Genomic DNA, 19,434 nt, shown 5'->3' on the forward strand with positions numbered 1-19,434 from the left:
ATACAAAAAAAGCAGCCGTGGCTGCTTTTTTAATTATTTAGTACCAATTCAATGTACAGTACTAGTCAATTTTTAAACCAGGACTTAATGTCGCTGGCATCGCTACTTTTTCAAGTTCAACCGAAGCCACTGGGTATGCACAATAATCGGCCGCGTAATATGCACTTGCGCGGTGATTACCTGATGCACCAATACCACCAAATGGCGCAGCACTTGATGCACCTGTGATTGGGCGGTTCCAGTTAACAATACCTGCGCGAATACGACGTAAAAAGTGGTCGTAATCAGCTGCGTTGTCACTTAATAAGCCAGCTGATAAACCAAAACTGGTGTCATTTGCTTTATCGATAGCACTATCAAAGTCAGTAAAGCGGAAAACTTTTAGTAAAGGACCAAAATGCTCTTCATCTGGGAAGTCTGCAACATTTGTACACTCGATAATACCTGGCGTAACAAAGCCTGTGTTTTCAGTGTGTGTAAGCTCCACAAGCACCTGTGCACCTAGCTCAACAAGCTGCTGCTGCGCTTTAACCATACCCGCTGCGGCAGCTGATGAAATCATCGCCCCCATGAACGGCTGGTCTGCATCATCAAAGTTACCCACTTTAATGGCTTTAGTCGCTGTGATAAGACCCGCTAAAATTGCATCACCTTGCTCACCCGCTGGTAAAAATAACTTACGTGCACAAGTACAACGTTGACCACTTGAGATAAATGCAGATTGCAGTATATCGTGAATTGCGGCTTTGGTATCTGCAACATCAGTAATGATAAGCGGGTTATTCCCCCCCATTTCTAATGCGAGAATTTTACCTGGCTGGCCTGCAAACTGCTCATGCAAGATATGTCCTGTGCGTGATGAGCCCGTGAAGAACAAGCCATCAATCTCTTTATGCGCAGCAAGCGCTTTACCTGTTTCAACTTCGCCTTGTACAAGGTTAATCACGCCAGCCGGTAGGCCTGCTTTTTCCCATAACTTAAGGGTTAGTTCTGCCACCATAGGTGTTAGTTCAGATGGTTTAAATACCACGGTGTTACCTGCTAATAGTGCAGGAACAATATGACCATTAGGTAAGTGACCAGGGAAGTTATAAGGCCCAAACACGGCAACTACACCATGTGGCTTGTGGCGGATCATAGCGCGGCCTTGTGGCATTGGGTTTTCTACATCACCCGTACGCTCTAAAAATGCTTTTTCAGAAATCGCTATTTTACCCACCATTGCGCCGGCTTCAGTGCGGGTTTCCCATAATGGTTTACCCGTTTCTTGCGCAATAGCTACAGCAAGCTCTTCGCTATGTTCTTTTAAGGTTTCAGCAAATGTTTTTACAATGGCTAAACGCTCATCGAATGATTTATCAGCCCAGCTATAGAAAGCTTTACGTGCTGAATTTACCGCACTATCAACTTGTTTGCTGGTTGCAGAGTTTGCTTGCCAAATAACATCGTTATTTGCAGGGTTTACTGAATTAAATGCATCGCCTTGGCCTTGCGACCACTGACCATTAATAAATTGTGCAGGATGAGTCATATACTTTCTCCTAAATTATAAGCTTGTTGCGGTAACGGTATCGCCCGCTTGTAAATGAAGTGCGTCTGCCATTGCTTGAGGCAATGTAAGCTCTGCACTTGTCGCATCAAAGTTTAACTGTGCGACGGTTGCTCTAAAGTCATTTAATTTATCGTTCGCTAGCATTACTGGCGTGTCACCACTATTGTCACCAATTTTTACAGTAAAGTTACTTGCATTACGAATGGTCGCAATATTGCCTACTTTAGCTTCAACAGTAGGGCCTGCATCAAAAATATCAACATAGCCGTTAAAGGTGAAACCTTCACTCTTTAATAGCTCTATTGCAGGGCGTGTATTGTCATGTACTTTACCAATTACTGCTTGCGCATCTTTACTTAATAAGTTGACATAAATTGGGTATTTAGGCATCAGCTCGGCGATAAACACTTTTTGACCAATACCTGTAAGGTAATCGGCTGTAGGAAAGTCCATCGAGAAAAAATGCTCTTCAAGCCATTGCCAAAACGGACTATCACCATTTTCATTTGATACACCGCGCATTTCTGCGATAACGGTCTCAGCAAAACGTTCTTGATGTTGTTTAATAAACATAAAACGTGCTTTTGATAGTAGCTTGCCGTTATTGTTTTTACGATAACCGTCTCTTAAAAATAGTGTACATAGCTCGGTTGCACCGGTGTAATCATTACACAGGGTTAGTATATCAACCGCCTTGTAAACATCTAAAGTGCGAGATGAATGAATCGCTTTGCTAAGGTGGTAATGGTAAAACGCGTCATCAAGGCCTACGGCAGCTTCGATGGCAGAAGTACCTACTACCTCACCGGTTTCGCTATCTTCAAGAACAAACAAGTAGCCTTCATCACCCGGGTGAGATGCATTTTTTGCGAATGAGCTTACTGAATGGTCTATTTTCTTTTGTAATAACGCCTCGTTATTAGGTAAAGACGTAAAGCCATGCCCCGATTCGTGGGCAATCTTCAATAAAGCTGGGTAATCACATTGCTGGATTGGGCGAAGGATCATCATGAGTCCGCTTGCTCCCTTATAAATAACGGTAAAATTAGAATACTAGGGCAAGCTTGCTACTTGCCCTTGATCAGGTGAGACGAGTTGATTAACCGTTCACGACTGTAGCAACGGCTTTTTCAAAGCGCGCCATACCTTCACGAATATCAGCTTCAGGAATAACTAAAGACGGTGTAAAACGTACAACATCAGCGCCAGCTACTAACGACATAACACCTTCGTTAATACCTGCAACTAAAAACTCTTTTGCACGTCCTTTATATTGCTCAGTTACAACAGCGCCAATTAATAAACCTTGACCACGGATTTCTGAAAACACTTTGTATTTATCATTAACAGCCGTTAGTAATTCACGGAATAATGCTTCTTTTGCTTTAACACCAGCAAGTACCTCAGGTGTGTTAACTGTATCAAATGCAGCTTCACCTACAGCACAAGCCAGTGGGTTACCACCATAAGTAGAACCGTGAGTACCTACCTTTAAGTGCTTAGCGATTTCAGTCGTCGTTAGCATTGCACCAATTGGGAAGCCACCGCCTAATGCTTTAGCTGACGTTAGAATATCAGGTGTAACACCTAAACCTTGGTATGCATATAGTTCACCAGTACGGCCAACACCGGTTTGTACTTCATCAAAAATAAGTAGCGCGTTATGTTTCGTACATAACTCACGAACACCTTTAGCAAATTCGTCCGTTGGCGAAATAATACCGCCCTCACCTTGTAGAGGCTCCATCATTACCGCACATGTTTTATCTGAAATTAGCTTTTCAAAAGCAGCTAAATCGTTGTAATCACAATGTACGATGTCACCAGGTTTAGGGCCAAAACCATCAGAATAAGCAGCTTGACCACCTACTGTTACAGTAAAGAATGTACGGCCGTGGAAACCTTTATTGAATGCAATTATTTGCGATTTTTCGGCACCAAACTCTTCAAGCGCTAAACGACGCGCTAATTTAAGCGCCGCTTCATTTGCTTCTGCGCCTGAGTTAGCGAAATAAACTTTTTCAGCAAATGTAGCATCAACTAGCTTTTTAGCTAGACGAAGCGCTGGTTCATTGGTCATTACATTTGATAAATGCCAAATCTTCTCACCTTGCTCTTTTAATGCATTAACTAATGCAGGATGACAATGGCCTAAACAGTTAACAGCTATACCACCAGCAAAATCGATGTATTCGCGGTCTTGCTGATCCCAAACACGTGAGCCTTCGCCACGAACAGGAATAACGCTTGAAGGTGCGTAGTTTGGTACCATTACTTGATCAAATAATTCGCGATTAACTGTCATTTTGTATCCTCTTAATTGTGATATCACAGAGAGTGTGAATAATTGAATGGTGGATTAGTGCACCATTCCTTTTGGCGTAAATGAGCATAGCTTAAATTGCCAAAAAATACTCTCTGGTTCAATTTTCAGAAGGCCATTATTTCAGAGTTTTATGCTGTTGTCTCTTAGAAAACTTTCATGCAGGCCTTGTTATTCAAGGCTTTGAGATATTATTTCATAGATAGTGAATAACTATTTACTCAGGTTTATAACGACCAATTTGTTGCATAAGTCTGCTCCGTTACTCACTGAGCATGCATTTAGCTTATAAACTGTAATAGAGTATTAAACTGACTAATGAATGAATAGTCGCAAAAAAATTAACAAAAAATTTATGAAATTAGTCAATTTTGATATGGAAGTGCTGGAAATTGGTTTTTTCTAGCTGGTTTAGTTCCGATTTAGTGAAATTGAAAAACTCAAACCACCGTGCTGTTTCGTCACTTTCTACCATTTGATGCTCAACCAGAGTGAGGTGCTGAGAATAACAGCGAGCCTTTTGTATCACCTCTGTTAAAGGTAATAATGTATCACCTTTCCCTAACGGCGTTGTGAGTTGCTGCATGGCAAACTTAAAAGGTAAATAACGAAAGGCCATTTTATCAATCACCTTTTGCGTTACCTTTAAAGAGTGCTCACTTAACAAAGTGCTTAAAAAAAGGGGATCAGGCTTGAGTTCCAATAAAGCAGTGTGTAAATCTTTTTGCTGCTCATCCCGTGCTATGCTCACTTTTCGTTGCCATACCAACTCAAAGGTACGCAAATAGAGCCGTACTAAAGCAATCTTACCGACATCCAATAGCATACCTAGAGTAAACGCATGAATTTCGTTTACACCATTTAATTTAGCTAACTCTTGTGCAGCAATAGCACAAGCCATTGAATTATCACGCAAGCGACGTTTTAATAGCGGGAATGGCTCAGTGCTATGAGGCATCCAATGACGCACCGCAAAAGTGGGTACTACAAATTTTAAGTTATCAAGACCGATATAGCGCAGTGCTAAAGATGGATTATCGACTTTAACAGAAGTATGTTTATTACGCTGAGTTCGGTAATAAGGCAGATTCACAAAGGTAACAAGCTCGCGGCCTAACCAGCTCAAGTCGTTAACTAATGGCTCTAAACGACCTACTGATGCTGACTTAACTGACAGAATATCTAAAATTGCAGGTATATTATCTTCTATACCAATTGTTTCATGAATAACAGTATCAATATCAGCTAGCTGCTTTTGCATTGCATGCTCTATCACTTGATGAAGTTGTTCACTCGCTTGCGCACGATACTTATGATGGGCTGTGCTGGATTTTTGACGCTTAGTGTGTGCAGCGACTTCTACTTGGAGTAAAGTACGCTGTTTTATTGGCTCACCATAATCAATCTCAAGAGTATGGATATAACCGATTTGACGCTGAGCAAAGCTATGTCCCAGCAACAGATCATGTGCGCGTTGAGCGAGTGCTTTTGCAGTGACTTGTTGGCGCGATTTGTCTGTCATTAATTAGTATCTTTTATAAATGTTATTTAAAGAGTAAGTTCTAAGCCTAGAACCGAGTTAAAAAGTTGGCAAGTAATTCAAGCCCTTGTTCGGTTAAAATTGCTTCGGGGTGAAATTGTACCCCTTCTAACGCTAAAGTTTTATGTAATAGCCCCATAATTTCGTCAAATTCACCGTCAACAGTTTGCGTCCAAGCAGTAACTTCTAGCTCGCTGGGCAAACTTTGCCGCTGTGCAACCAATGAATGATAACGACAAACTGTTAGCGGATTCGCCAAACCTTTAAACACACCTTTATTATTATGATAAATCGGCGATGTTTTTCCATGCATCACCTGTTTGGCACGTATTACATTACCTCCAAGTGCTTGGGCGATAGTTTGATGTCCTAAGCATATCCCTAAAATAGGGTATATTCCTTTTAATTGCTCTACCACTTGTAATGACACTCCCGCCTCATTAGGCGAGCATGGGCCTGGCGATATTACAATATGCTGAGGGTTAAGCTGCTTAATCTGTGCAACGGATAACTCATCGTTGCGCTTTACTAACACCTCTTGATCCAGGTGCTGAAAATATTGCACCAAGTTGTAAGTGAATGAGTCATAGTTGTCGATCATTAACAGCATGAAATACAGAACCCAAAGCATAATCAGAATAATGGGGTCGCATTTTATACCCAAACCACCTCAACACAACCAACAATCGGCGAAATATCGAATCAAACGCCATTAAAAACAAAAAAACAGACTAGAACTCACCTTTAAAACCTTATAACCCTCATAAGGTTTAACGTTAACAACTTGATTTTAAATTAAAAAACAAAACAAAACCTTATAAGTAAATTGCTAACGTCTAGATAAGCGACTTTTCAGCTGCACAACTCTAATATTCACTCATCGATACCAGAGAGTGTAGCTATTGCACTCTTAATAACACCGCTCGTTATTAATCATGACAGCGGTAAATTAAGAACTGAAGGAATAATATTATGAAAAACCTAACTAATTCTGCAAACAAATTACTTGTAATTGGCGTATTCGTGTCAGCCTTTTTTAGTGCAAGCAGCATGGCCAATGAGCAAGATACAACCTTAGTTAAATTAGCCCCGACAGCCGTGCAAATCACCGAAGTAAAAACAACTGTTGCTGATGATTTGGCTAACACAGTACAAAATCAACTCAACCAAATGAATGCTGCAATAAATGAGCAAATAGAAAGCTCGATTAAACAAATTAACCAGCAAATTTCAGCAAAAATAGCGAACTTGTTTTAAATCATTATTAAGAACCGAATAAAGGAGTGAGGGAAACCATGGTTAATTTACGCAAAAACATACTGACAAAAGGACTGATTATAGGCTGCTCTTTACTAAGTTTAAGCAGCGTAGCGCAAACCTCGGTGTGGCAAGTAAGTAAAGGTGGAGATAGTATTTATATTGGTGGCACCCTACATATTTTACCAAAAAATCAAATGCCATTACCAACAGAGTTTGAATATGCGTATAGCCATACAGATACTCTAGTCGTTGAAGCGCCAATGCCTGATCCAACAGATACCCAAGCGCAAATGAACATGCTAAAAGCCTTATCTTATGAAAACGGTGAGCTTTTGGCGAACAAATTAACGCCCCATGTAAAGCAGCAGTTGGAGACTAAGCTGTCTGAGTTCGAGGTTAATTTAAATGAACTGAACCATTTTAAGCCTTTTATGATCAGCGTTATTTTAATGTCGATGGAGCTGCAAAAACAGCATTTAATTGGTGAAGGTGTTGATGCTTACTTTATAAAACGAGCACATAGCGATGATAAAACAATGGCTTACCTTGAAACTTTAGACTATCAACTGCAATTATTTAAGCAAATGGGTGAGGATAGTGAAGATCAATTTATTGAAAATAACTTGGCACAACTAAGTGATTATGCAGAGTTATTCTCCTCAATGACAACAGCATGGCGTAGTGGTAATACAGAACAATTAAATAAACTTGTTGTACAGCCATTACAAAAAAATGACCCTGATACATTTAATAAATTACTAAAGCAGCGGAATTACAATTGGCTACCAAAAGTAGAGGCATTGTTTGGTAATCAACAAAAAGAGCTCTTACTTGTAGGCGCAGCTCACTTAGCTGGTGAGCATAACCTTTTAACTCTACTCACAGAGCAAGGTTATAGCGTTACGCAAATTAAGCAACGAGGTGAAGTGCAATGAATAAAACTGACAAACAAGCCATCAGCTTGTTATGTGCATTTACCTGCTTAATGTTAGCCAGTGTAGTCATGCCAAGCTATGCAGCATCTGTAATTGAACAAACACAAACAGATATTATACTGAGCTCTGAACATAGTTTCGAGCAATGTACTATTGGTAGTGTCATCAACATCTATGATGATAATTAGAAGCTGCTGAGCAGTATGCTAAAGTGAGCCTCCTTTGGCATACTATTTTAATTCACTTACCTTCAAGTAAATAAGTATCATACTGTTGATTTATTATTAAATAGCCCAAGCTCTATTATGTAGGGTTAATACTCTCTACATTACCTGCATTCAACCTAAAGGAGCAACCTATGTTAGGCGAAGACCATTCATTAACTAAAGAGTTTCCTGAATATCTGAATACGATTGCTACACTAAACAGTGAAAGTACTGAGTTTTCAACAAAGGCTAAGCAATATGATGCCATTGATAAAGAAGTGCGTGTATTAGAACTTCAAGATGCACCAATTGATGATCAATCAATGCACCAAATGAAAGTTGAACGTGCCGAATTAAAAGATTGGCTACATCAAGAGTTAATGAGCGCTCACGCCTCTTAACCCATTCTAGCCCACCAATGTGGGCTCTAAACTATTTTTCTGACGTTGTTTTACAAATGCCAAAATAAAAACTTGTAGTTGCTACTTTTGATCAGTAATTAGGTGCTCATTAAGTGCTGATATTTCCTCACTAGATAACGCCTTTTTTGTTTTCGCTTTAAAGTCATAACGTACTAATACTGTTTTACCTAGTGCACAAAGATTACCTTGCTGATAAGCCTCTTGGCGGATAATAAAAGAGCTAGAACCAATATGTTCTACCACAGTTTTCACTTCAACATCATGGCCATAAAAAAGCTCACCAACAAAGTTTACTTCTACTTTGGCGATGATCAATTTCCACTCATGTGGATTTAAGTCAGGGGTAAAAAATCTAAAAATAGGTGCTCTAGCCGCTTCAAACCACACAGGGAGTACGGTATTGTTAATGTGTCCTAGTACATCGGTTTCGCTAAAGCGCGGTGTAATTTTTTCTATAAACATAATAATTCCAATAAAGGCAGCTCATGACGGACTTTATTCGCGTTTACGATAACGCCCTAAGCAATGAATTTTGTGATAACTTTATCACGCTCTTTGAACAAAGCCCGCATCTAAAACAAGGTATGACTTCAGGCGGTGTAGATTTAGCTAAAAAAAGACAGCCAAGATCTACATTTATATAATTATCCTGAATATTCAGAACAACTAAAATACATTCAGCAGACCACTGCAGGCTATGTATTTAAATACCTTGAAGAACATATTTTCATGATGATAGGTGCATTTGGACTAAAGGTGTATCACCCAAAAACAGGCGTGCCGACCGATTTAACGCAAGCTAACTTTGATGAAATTGGCAAACCTCAACTGCCTTTATTAGTGCAGCAGATTTTTCGCCTGGGCAATATTCAAGCGCAAAAATACGAGACAAACAAAGGCGGCTACCCTTATTGGCATAGTGAGGTTTACCCACAGGCTGGGCATAACGAAGCGCTGCACCGAGTGTTACTCTTTATGTTTTACCTGAACGATGTTGAAGAAGGTGGCGAGACTGAGTTTTACTATCAACAACGTAAAATTTCACCAAAAAAAGGTACCATGGTCATTGCTCCGGGCTATTTTACCCATACTCACCGTGGCAACAAGCCCACCTCTAACAATAAGTATATTTTGACTTCATGGGTGATGTTTAACCGTGCAGAGCAAATATACGGGACTCCGCAGAGCTAAGCGAGCGGTCAGCGGTCAGCGGTCAGCGGTCAGCGGTCAGCGGTCAGCGGTCAAAAAATTTATTAGCTGCTGACCACTGTCAAGTATTTGCATTAAACACAAAGCTGACGGCTTCAAATCAGTTCATCAAACAAATCGAATAACTGATCGAGCTCTTCGGTAGTGTTGTAGTGCATACAACCAATGCGTACAACGCCGCCAGTATCCAATACACCCAATTGCTTGCATAAACCTTGTGCGTAAAAGTTACCATCCCAAACACAGATATGCTGTTTACCTAAAAACTCAGAGACCTGGCGCGGCTCAAGCCCTTCAAAGGTTAAAGCAAAGGTAGGAGTACGCTCTGATAAACGCGCCAAGTCATCAATACCAAATAGCTTAATTTTAGGATAGTTAACTAAACGCGTAAGGAAGTACTCACTTAGTGCCATTTCATGCTGTTTCGTTTTAGCAAAAGACGAAGCTAATTTTTCACGGCGTGAGTGGCTATCATCAAGCTCACTAATATCTGCGATATAATCCACTGCAGCGATAAGCCCAGCTAATGCCTCAAAGCTTTGCGTACCGGTTTCCCAGCGTCCTGGAATCACATCTTTCGCAGGTTCAACCTTGTAAGGCGTAAACCCTTCAAGGTGTTCACGTTTACCGTAAACCACGCCTAAGTGAGGGCCAAAAAATTTATAAGCAGAGCAGGCTAAAAAGTCACAATCTAGCGCTTGTACATCCACCAGTTCATGAGGTGCATAATGCACTGCGTCAACATAAACGAGAGCACCCACTTCATGAGCCATCGCCACAATACGTTGAATATCGTTAATAGACCCTGTGGTGTTTGACGCATAAGTCACTGCAACAAGCTTAGTATTGCTATTTAGTAAGCTAGCAAGATGTGCTAAATCTAAACTGCAATCAGCCTCGTTGATAAGCGCAGCATTGACTTTAACGCCTTTATCTTCTGCGGCTTGCTGCCAAGACGAAACGTTTGAGAAGTGATCTGCATTAGTCACAATGATCTCATCACCCGCTTGCCAATCACGAGAAATAGCACGGCTAAAACTAAACGTTAAGCTGGTCATATTCGCGCCAAATACAATTTGATCGCGCGACGGGGCATTGAGTAAATCAGCTGCCGCTTGGCGTGCATTTGCCATTAGCTCAACTGTTTTATCGCTTGAGAAAAACGCTCCACCCAAGTTGGAGTTGTAATAACCTAAATAGGCTGACATCGCACTAAGCACTGTTTGAGGTACTTGCGAGCCACCCGGGCCATCTAAAAATATTGGTGACTTACCCGCCACTTGTTGCATTAATGCCGGGAATTGACGACGTAATTTTGTTAAGTTCATTATCAATCCTTAAGCAGTTAATACAAAGCAGTCTAGGTAACCGTCTTTACTTGCATCAATTTTGTTCATCGGTGTGGCGTTATGCCATACTTCACGATCATTGATAAGCGCAAACATACCGTCTTTAATTTCCATCTTAAAACAGGGCTCAGCTTGTTTGTTTTCATATACTAAAAGCTCACCACCTTCTAAATTCTCGTGAGATACACCGCATATACACACGTGATCAAAGCCATCTTGGTGAATCCCTTCTGGTGCCGGAGGCGTATCGCTATCAATTGCGAGCATTCTAAATTGATGAATCTCAATATCACGCTCTTCATCTATCCCTGTAATTGCACGAAACTCATTAACGATACTTTTCATGCCTTCACTTTGCAGTAAGCTTGACTCTAAGTTCTCATAAGTACGCTCAACATTGCCTTGAAAAGTATTAATTGAATCATCTTGTACAAAGGCTTTAGTGGCTTGTAGTTTTAATTCACCATCTTGCACTTTAATGACTGAATAGCGGCGTTTACGAAACGCACCATCGGCGTACGGATTAGCAGGAAGATTGGCAAATGACGGTTTTACTGCCTCGATATGAGCTTGGTTTACAAAACGAAGTTGTAATAGGTTCTGGTTGTTTAATGCTGTCATAAAAGATCACCTAAAAAATAAGAGACTTACTCATAATTATTGAAGAGGATTTTAATGCAAGTGGAGAGGAATTTTTGCGTCTTTATTTAGTTTAAGGCAAGTAAATGTACAAAATTAAGATCTAAAATCGTGTTTTATTGAATTTTTAATTTAAAAATTAAAACGGCCACATGGAGTGGCCGTTTTATCAACTACAAAAGGTATTCAATAAACTTATGGTGTTGTCTCTACAAACTCAACATTTACTTCGCACGACTCTGTGATTGGACCTACCTCATAATAGTCAGTTGAGTCCCAAGTACCATTACAGCCTGTTACGCTTGCAACTTCATAACCACTATCTGGGTATAAATTTATCCCGCGGCTTGCACCATCTGATAATAGAAAGCTAGATTCACTAACACTACCGTTACCAATTACATTCACTGTAACGCTGTAGCTTACTGAATACGAAATATAGTAATAACCTTGGTTATCACGTAAATCATCTAAATAACTAACAGTACCACTGCTTAGCGGATTATTTTCAAAGGACAACACTGCGCTATTAGAAGTAATAGCTTCAACCCCAACCACTGTATGCAGTGGATTATCTATAACACCAGCCCTTTGCAAATTAGCGTTATTAGAAAAGTCCAGATTTGTTACGGCTGTACTTACTAAGATAAGATCCTGTAATGATGTCATTGCGCTTATATCTAACTGGGTTAACGCACTATTCCCCCTGATACTTAACGTCTGTAATTGTTGAGGATTAGCAATTGTTGCAAACTCAGTAATGCTAGAATCAACCACAGAAAGATAGGTTAAGTTGGTAAACGGTGAGAAGTTAAAACTGCTATAACTTTGCCCCCCATACTAATGCTAGAAACAAGGTAAAGTTGATCCCAAGGCACCAGAGACTCTTCAACTCCCCTTACATTAATAGATGCAAGCGAGTCCAATTTTGAAAAGTCTAAATTGTTAATTAAGGTTTCTCTAATATCTAAACTTACAAGTTCAGTCTGGTTACTCAAATCAATTGAGCTTATACCCATACGACCAATTCTCAACCAGGTAAGTTTTTGTAAATTAGTGATATCAAGTTCAGTTACATTTCCTTGATCCCACAAATATGCATCCCTTAACTCTGTTAAATGACCAATATTAAGCTCAGTTAAGTTACCGCTATTAAGCCTTAAAGACTCTAACTGAGTATTGAACGTTAGGTCTAACTGACTTAACACTGTCCCTTGTAAGTCTAAATTCACTAACTGCGTTTGATTTGATAAGTCGATCTGAATCAACGGAGTATAAAATAAGCTCAAATATTGAAGCGACGTATAAGCAGATAAATCAATAGTTACAATATGTTGATTCCTCAGCTCTAAGCGAGTAATTAAACTAGGATCGTAAAACGTAACATTTTCAATTTGTGCTTGCTGCTCAGAGTCAATATTATAACCGATAGAAAACTCAGTTAACCCCTCTAGGCTACTTAAATCCAGATCTGTGCCAACATTGATATTCTCCAGTTCTAGCACTTGTAAGTTAGGTAAAACCTCAAGACCTGATAAAGAAGTGATCTCACCATTATACTGATTGTGACAACGTAACTCTGTCACATCCTCTAAGCTAGTTTGATCAGAGCTATCAACACACATTGCCAGTGCAGGATCTGTAATATTCGCCTGAGCAGATAACGGGATAAACTCTTTAAAGGTTACATCGATTTGGCAGCTTTCTTTCACATAAGGGATTCTATAATCACTGCCATCTTCATAGCCATCACAACCAGAAATCTCATCAAGCTCATAACCTGAGTTTGGATTAATAGATGTCGACCAATTTGAGCCATGAACAACATTACTATCATCTCCTACAGCTAATGAGCCATTCCCATCGCTATTTACTGTTATCGTGTGCTCTGGCGCATCAAATGATAAATACACTTCATCACCGGGCTGGCAAGTATTACCCTTTAAGTATTTACAGAAGGTAACATCACGACGATTGTTATCCATAAGCTCTATGACGGTATCTTGGCCATCAAGTATTAACTCAAGCTTGCCATCAAAGAGCGTAACATTTACAGGCTCAGTATCATCAATTTGGAAAGTATAATATTGTTTATCTTGCGCTTCGTCGTAATCACCATAAGTTAAATACCAGCGAGCAATACCATTGCTATCATTTTGATAGAGGCTAATATAGCCTAAATCATACTCATTAAATTGGTCGACCTTTGTTGAAGGACTGTAATCATGGATATATAGGTGTGCTGTAGTGCCTTCATCAAAGGAACCATCTCCCAAGGTGCGCTCTATAAAATAGCGCTGACCATCAACAGCAACTAAGGTATATATAAATTCCCCATCAAGAGTGCAGCTATCTAAAGTGACATCACACCAATCAACTCTTTGTGAACGACCATCAACATACTCAGTATATAGGTCACGCTTTAAATGACCATCTTCAAATCCTCTTTGATAAGCGCTTGTTCCAAAGGTAAAGAAAATCTCGCCATCATCATAAACTTGAATTTCAGACCAATGAGTATCAATGCCATGACCATCTCTAAATTGATGGCGACCAGCAAAATTATCTGCCGTAATAGCTTGCTGATTACGGCGTACCATGATGCCCGAGTCTGTATAATGCTCACCTTCAAACACACCTTGAGTAACCACCTGATAACCGACGTTTAGATCTTTAGTGATATAAAGTGACTCTGTTCCGCCATCCTCAGGAAAGTTAAGCACCATAGTGTTATCGGTTACTTGCCAAGTAAAACTCTCATCAGATAAATCGCTGATATTGTGGGATACACCAGTACCATCGTCACTAAAAGTTACTTTATAAACAGTATCCTCACCTACAAGGTCAACAGACCATTCACCTACAATATCATCGTCGTTAATGACTAAACGTTGGTCTAGATTTGTTTTGTTCACCTCATATGAACTTGTATATTCGTCAACAAGCACATCATCTTGGAATTGCTCAATGTCTCGCGCTAATTCAAACCAATTACTGCCTTTCTCAGGGAGTGGAGTTAAAGTCAGTTTTGTTGCAATATCTTTAGTCGCAACATTCATCCCTGTGCTATTAGAGTAGCTTTCATATTCTTGTAAAACAAAATCACTTAAAGGAGTAATCTCTATAACCCCCTCAGCACTTCGACTCCACGTTATATCAACTTTACCGTTGTAAGTTAAAGAGCCAGTATTATCTTCAAGCAACTCTACTGTATAAGCACTTGCATAATAGAGATCTTGGTTCCCAATTATGAAGGAACCAATCGACTCTTGCTGCTCTTTAAACGTAGCATTAATTTCGCAATCTACATTACTAGCAAACGCGATATAATGCTCGCCTTCAATATAGCCTTCACAGCCTTCGATAGAATCTACAACATAACCATCTGCTGGAATTATTTCAAAGCCTACATTTTGATAAATAAATGACTCTTGAATTACCGGTGATAATTCTCCATTACCGTTCGAATTTGCAGTCAGGGTTACTTTAGGGCGCTTAGCTAAGTAGCTAATCAGTGTTGCAGCTGAACACTCAGTACCTTGCTGGTAATGACAAACAATAATCTCATTCTCATCAGCTGAAACAAGTTCTAGAAACCATGTTATGCCATCAACTTCATAGCTCAATACTCCATCAACAAAAGTTAAGCCTGTAAATTGCTCTCCATTTAGCTCTAATGTGTATCCTTCACTCGTAGGATACAAGAAATCAGTTCCACCATTTTCTCTATATAACTCAGTCCATTGACTCAGCAGTTCCTCTGTAAATTCAGTATAATCAAAACTTTTACTATATTGATATACTAAAACACTTTCAATACTCGATGTAACCTCACCTTCTGAATCAAAATGTTCAAATGTTCTTAAAACATAGTAATGATCATCTTTTATATTCAAGAACTCATGACGCATTTGTGCATACAAGTAACAACTAGTATCAAACCCTGCACAACTAGAAACTTCATTATTATTATAAAGATAAAGTTTGCGAGTAAATTCGCCGCCATCAATCTCGCCTTGGTAAACGGTACTCCCCATCCCAATCATAACAGTGCCGTCAGGATGAACATTCATATCAAATGATTGAGCGGTACCAATATAGCCATGCCAACGACCTATGAAGTCTTCATTTGTTAATGAGACAGGCTCTTTTTGATCAACAATCCCGCCGTAGAGTTAGCGGCTTCATCTGAGTTTGCATCTAGAGTAACTAATTGGTAGCCAGCTCTAAGTGCTTTTGTAAACCAAAAGTCTGTTACTCCAACTTCCCCATCATTGTCATACATAACTGACAACTTAGTGCCTGATAGTGACCAAGTGAACGGCTCATTATTATCAGTGACTACTTCACCAGTCCCATCGTTATTAAAAATAATAGTTTCAGGGTCGTCTGCATGAAAGCCTGAGTTCACGGTATCTAAAACCCAAGTTCCGATTAAATCATCCTCAGCCAGTGCTAGTGTTTTTGCCTTATTAATTAAGTTTGACGTATAAGTATAAGGCTCTTCTGGCGTCAGTGTTTCTTCACCTGTTACAGTGTTAACTGTTTTACGTGATGTAGTCTCTGTAATATCAAGGGTTCTAAATACATCATTTTCAGCTAATACCTCAAAACTTAAACTGTTAAGGAAAATGGTATTACTCGTATTCTCCTCTGTATTTGTGTATTCACTATTTACTACCGGATTTTCGAAACTTAACTTAATAACACCATCTACACTTTCCCAAGTTAATTCACTTTGTGTAATCGAATTAAAAGTACCGCTGTTATCTTCATTTAATAGCAAATGATAAGCACGGCTGTTGTGATAGCGAGGTGAATTAATAATGTAATCACCCACGAGTGAGGTTTTAGAACCTGTTACTAAGTCATCATCTTGCTTGATTTCTTCTTTGGTTTTTTTCGATAATTTCAGGGTCTTTTGCATTAACTTCATCTTCAAATTTTTGTGCAACAGCTTCATCTGCAACCAACTCTAGGGTACTATTAACACCTTCAGGTAATTGGTAATCTGGGTTATCAACTACAATTTTGATTAATGTCGCTAATTGAATTTTTTCATCGGCATCAACGTTCAGCAGTGCAGTATCAAGTTCTTCTTCATTACTTGGTTCAACACCGCCACGAGTTAACAATGCATATTCAGCCGTAGTAACATTAGTAATGTTTACGCCAAAGTTATCCGTGCTATCAAGCGTATTATCATCGCCAGCTTGTGCTAAAAGCTTTTCTACAGAACTTAATTGAGAAACAAATTCAACACCAGGGTTTGAAGCATCTAAACCTTTGGCCTTAACTCTTACCAACTTTTTGCTTGATGATTCATCTATATCTAGCAATATATTGTAGCGTCCACTTGCATCCGCTTGAGTAGGAAAAGATTCATCTCCAACAACAATTTCAAGCACTGCATTGGCAATAGGTTCATCGGTAACCAGGCCTGTAATAGTCACATTCGACACTTTGCGCTTTATAACTATTTCTTGTGTTTTTGCAGCCGTAGCACCTTTGTCATCGGTTACTGTAACAGTAAAATTAACTGTTATATCTTCTGTTATATCAGGGGAAGTAAATGTCGCATTGGCTGCTGACAGGCTATCACTGGTCAACTCGATACCAGCATCATGACTCCAGCTATAAGATGCAATGCTACCATCGTTATCAGTTGCATCAGCTGTGAGTGTAAATGCTTCTTGCTCTATCGCTTCAATGGGAGCGACTAAACTAATAGTTGGGCTTTGATTTGTTGGATCGACTGGTGTAACTGGTGTTGTCCCTCCACTGTCATCACTACCGCCTCCACAGCCAGTTAAAAGTAGTGCACTCGTAAATAAACCAATGCGTAGTTTGCTGTTGCAAAAATCCATTCGATTCCCCTCTGAAATGGATAAAGTTCTGTATATTATTTCGCTCATTAGAAATAAAAAAGCCATAGCTGTGCTATGGCTTGTGTGTATTTTATTGTTACAACTTTTCTTTGACCTTGTTCAATTGTTCTGAAAACGTTAGATTTCTTAAATCTCCTAACCCTACTTTCTCTGTAAGTTCAGCTAATTCGCTTTCAAATTTAAGCAGCTCATTCTCAATTTCTTTCTCATCTAACGCTGTTTTTAAGTTTGCATACTCACCATACAAACTATTAATACGAGCAATTTGATGAGCAACGCGATCGGCTTCTAACTTTATGCCGTCATATTCTCGGTTATGTTGATGTGCATACGTTTGTCCACGCCTTAGTTGAGTTTTTACCTCTTCGTACACTATTGGAAAGACGCTAGCTTTATCTGAATTAGCTAATTTATAAATTTTGTTAATATGCTCAGAGAAATAAAACTGCACTACGGCATCTTTTTCTAATGCTGTTAGCTGCTCTAAAAGCTGAGGTACATACTGCTCTACTTGTGCTTCTTTACCATCAATGAGTAACTGTTTTAGTTCTTGGTGTTGCTCATCCAATGTAGAATAGCGTTTTTCAAAATGAATCTTTGCGTCAATTTGAGTCAATACAGCAAACTCTTCTCTAACAGGTTTAAGCACTGCTGTAATACGCTCTTTTGAAACTGTAGCCCCTTCAACCAAGGTAATAACCTGCTGACTTTGTTCCATAATTTCATCTGCTACTGTATCTGATGAAAACAATGATGCACTATCAAGGGCGTGATCTGGCGATAGTCTTAATTCAGCAAATTCACTTTCAAGCACTTGCCATACTTCTTTAGCCTCATATACTTTTTCTGTGTCGAAGTCAGCGAGTGCTTCCGAATCTATTAAATTATATGCTGTAAGAGCTTCTTGAAAAGCTTGTTCAGCCTTCTCATAGGCTAACTGTAATTGTTCTGGAGTGATTTCTTCACCACTCAACCCTGAAGTAAGGTTCCCCAAGTCACTTTGTACTGACTCGATAGTTTTACACCCCGTCAAACTCGCGCTAATAATAATGGATGCTAATACAAGTTTTTTCATTAGTAGCTCCACTGTCCGCCAAGTGCAAATGAAACATTGCTATATTCAACCTCAGGAACTCGTAAGCGTTGACCATTCTCCAGGTTTTCAGTAACAATATCTCGAGACTTATACTGTGCATCGATACCTGCAATGATTGCTATATGTTGCATAACTTGATAGCGCATTCCTATTCGTCCTAATACCCCCCATCCATTAAAACTATCAGTTAATGTCGTCGTTTCAAATTGCGTATTCTGAATTTCAGAATACATTGGGCTGCTTACCTCTCCTTCGATATACCAACTATATTTATTGAAGCTGTCTTTAAGGCGGCTGTCATAGCGTGCACCTAATGTAAGTAAAATACCCATTTGATCTTCAGATACTGAGATTACAGGGCGGAGTTGAGAATTATAGTTTTGTTGCTCACCCGGTTGCCCCCCTTCCATACCCGGTAAAGTAAAGCGAGCAGGGCTACTTGGATCATCTGAAATCGCTATTAGTGCCTGGTCAAATTTTTCTGCACCAGGTTGAACAAATGAGAAGTTAGAACGTGTAAAGCTAGATGTGAAAAACTTGGTGCCAACGGTGAACTGAAGTGCTTGGGTAAAGTTGTAGGCACCTTTAAAGCCAATTTCATTGGCTTTAATCTTAAATGCATTTTCTTGAATAGCTCCAAACTCTCCCATATACCATGTCTCTGTGGCTATATCTGTAGAGATTGTTGCAGCACTTTCAACATAAAATCCCCAATCATCATCAATACCCGTGTAGGAAATTTGTCTAATAGCCGGGTTGGTGACATCGATAGACTGGCTTAACTGACCAAAGCCAGCAACATCGTTTAAAGTTTCACTATAACCAATATTTTCAAAGCCAATGCGAACCTCACTGAATGAGGGGTTAGGGGTTGCATACACTGATGCACTAAATAGGACTGTTGTTAGTAAAGGTAGTTTCATTATGACGCCTTCTCACTGCTATAAAGTCACCTTAATAGGAAAGAGTGAGATGCTCACTGTACCGTCCGTGGTAACAAAAAATAACATATGTT

At 39.5% G+C, this 19,434-nt stretch carries 18 protein-coding genes and 1 pseudogene; 5 read left to right on the forward strand and 14 right to left on the reverse strand.

Features of this window, described 5'->3' with window-relative positions:
* Nucleotides 1–61 precede the first annotated feature (61 nt).
* From astD to ACU8V8_RS14975, 5 genes are all read right to left on the reverse strand, one after another.
* On the reverse strand, nt 62–1,531 hold the full coding sequence (astD, locus tag ACU8V8_RS14955; protein ID WP_446888013.1) for a succinylglutamate-semialdehyde dehydrogenase: 1,470 nt from the start codon (nt 1,529–1,531) through the stop codon (nt 62–64).
* A gap of 15 nt (nt 1,532–1,546) precedes the next feature.
* Nucleotides 1,547–2,563 carry an arginine N-succinyltransferase gene (gene astA, locus ACU8V8_RS14960; protein ID WP_446888014.1) on the reverse strand — a complete coding sequence of 339 codons (1,017 nt, stop codon included), beginning with the start codon at nt 2,561–2,563 and terminating at the stop codon, nt 1,547–1,549.
* 88 nt (nt 2,564–2,651) lie between these two features.
* On the reverse strand, nt 2,652–3,857 hold the full coding sequence (locus ACU8V8_RS14965) for an aspartate aminotransferase family protein (protein ID WP_446888015.1): 1,206 nt from the start codon (nt 3,855–3,857) through the stop codon (nt 2,652–2,654).
* 379 nt (nt 3,858–4,236) lie between these two features.
* On the reverse strand, nt 4,237–5,397 hold the full coding sequence (locus ACU8V8_RS14970; RefSeq protein WP_446888016.1) for an HDOD domain-containing protein: 1,161 nt from the start codon (nt 5,395–5,397) through the stop codon (nt 4,237–4,239).
* Between the two features lie 46 nt (nt 5,398–5,443).
* Nucleotides 5,444–6,025, reverse strand: coding sequence for an anthranilate synthase component II (locus ACU8V8_RS14975; RefSeq protein ID WP_446888017.1), 582 nt, complete (start codon nt 6,023–6,025; stop codon nt 5,444–5,446).
* Nucleotides 6,026–6,387: 362 nt separating this feature from the next.
* On the opposite strand from ACU8V8_RS14975, the gene ACU8V8_RS14980 reads away from it, so the two are divergent.
* From ACU8V8_RS14980 to ACU8V8_RS14995, 4 genes are all read left to right on the forward strand, one after another.
* Nucleotides 6,388–6,672: a hypothetical protein gene (locus ACU8V8_RS14980; protein WP_446888018.1), complete on the forward strand. Its 285-nt coding sequence runs from the start codon at nt 6,388–6,390 to the stop codon at nt 6,670–6,672.
* 38 nt (nt 6,673–6,710) lie between these two features.
* Complete coding sequence (locus ACU8V8_RS14985; RefSeq protein ID WP_446888019.1) at nt 6,711–7,610, forward strand: TraB/GumN family protein; 900 nt, start codon at nt 6,711–6,713, stop codon at nt 7,608–7,610.
* A complete protein-coding gene (locus ACU8V8_RS14990; protein ID WP_446888020.1) occupies nt 7,607–7,798 on the forward strand; it encodes a hypothetical protein in 192 nt (63 codons plus the stop codon). The genes ACU8V8_RS14985 and ACU8V8_RS14990 overlap by 4 nt, the downstream gene beginning before the upstream one ends.
* 170 nt (nt 7,799–7,968) lie before the next feature.
* A complete protein-coding gene (locus ACU8V8_RS14995; RefSeq protein ID WP_446888021.1) occupies nt 7,969–8,217 on the forward strand; it encodes a YdcH family protein in 249 nt (82 codons plus the stop codon).
* Nucleotides 8,218–8,298: 81 nt separating this feature from the next.
* Here ACU8V8_RS14995 and ACU8V8_RS15000 read toward each other — a convergent pair whose 3' ends face one another.
* Nucleotides 8,299–8,700 (reverse strand): acyl-CoA thioesterase, encoded by a 402-nt coding sequence (locus ACU8V8_RS15000; protein WP_446888022.1) that lies wholly within the window; start codon nt 8,698–8,700, stop codon nt 8,299–8,301.
* A 23-nt stretch (nt 8,701–8,723) separates the two neighbouring features.
* On the opposite strand from ACU8V8_RS15000, the pseudogene ACU8V8_RS15005 reads away from it, so the two are divergent.
* Nucleotides 8,724–9,429, forward strand: a pseudogene (locus tag ACU8V8_RS15005) (2OG-Fe(II) oxygenase).
* A 113-nt stretch (nt 9,430–9,542) separates the two neighbouring features.
* On the opposite strand, the gene ACU8V8_RS15010 reads toward ACU8V8_RS15005, so the two are convergent.
* From ACU8V8_RS15010 to ACU8V8_RS15045, 8 genes are all read right to left on the reverse strand, one after another.
* Nucleotides 9,543–10,775, reverse strand: a complete 1,233-nt coding sequence (locus tag ACU8V8_RS15010; RefSeq protein WP_446888023.1) for a cysteine desulfurase-like protein — start codon at nt 10,773–10,775, stop codon at nt 9,543–9,545.
* Between the two features lie 9 nt (nt 10,776–10,784).
* Nucleotides 10,785–11,417: a 2OG-Fe dioxygenase family protein gene (locus ACU8V8_RS15015; RefSeq protein ID WP_446888024.1), complete on the reverse strand. Its 633-nt coding sequence runs from the start codon at nt 11,415–11,417 to the stop codon at nt 10,785–10,787.
* Nucleotides 11,418–11,630: 213 nt separating this feature from the next.
* On the reverse strand, nt 11,631–12,212 hold the full coding sequence (locus ACU8V8_RS15020) for a hypothetical protein (protein WP_446888025.1): 582 nt from the start codon (nt 12,210–12,212) through the stop codon (nt 11,631–11,633).
* Nucleotides 12,213–12,223: 11 nt separating this feature from the next.
* Nucleotides 12,224–15,508, reverse strand: a complete 3,285-nt coding sequence (locus ACU8V8_RS15025; RefSeq protein ID WP_446888026.1) for an InlB B-repeat-containing protein — start codon at nt 15,506–15,508, stop codon at nt 12,224–12,226.
* Between the two features lie 59 nt (nt 15,509–15,567).
* Nucleotides 15,568–16,362, reverse strand: a complete 795-nt coding sequence (locus ACU8V8_RS15030; protein WP_446888027.1) for a hypothetical protein — start codon at nt 16,360–16,362, stop codon at nt 15,568–15,570.
* Nucleotides 16,307–17,302 (reverse strand): PKD domain-containing protein, encoded by a 996-nt coding sequence (locus tag ACU8V8_RS15035; RefSeq protein WP_446888028.1) that lies wholly within the window; start codon nt 17,300–17,302, stop codon nt 16,307–16,309. Before ACU8V8_RS15035 ends, ACU8V8_RS15030 begins: the two co-directional genes overlap by 56 nt.
* Nucleotides 17,303–17,399: 97 nt before the next feature.
* A complete protein-coding gene (locus ACU8V8_RS15040) occupies nt 17,400–18,398 on the reverse strand; it encodes a hypothetical protein (protein WP_446888029.1) in 999 nt (332 codons plus the stop codon).
* Nucleotides 18,398–19,342: an autotransporter outer membrane beta-barrel domain-containing protein gene (locus tag ACU8V8_RS15045; protein WP_446888030.1), complete on the reverse strand. Its 945-nt coding sequence runs from the start codon at nt 19,340–19,342 to the stop codon at nt 18,398–18,400. Before ACU8V8_RS15045 ends, ACU8V8_RS15040 begins: the two co-directional genes overlap by 1 nt.
* Nucleotides 19,343–19,434: the final 92 nt, after the last annotated feature.

The sequence above is a fragment of the Pseudoalteromonas sp. SaAl2 genome, assembly GCF_052947895.1.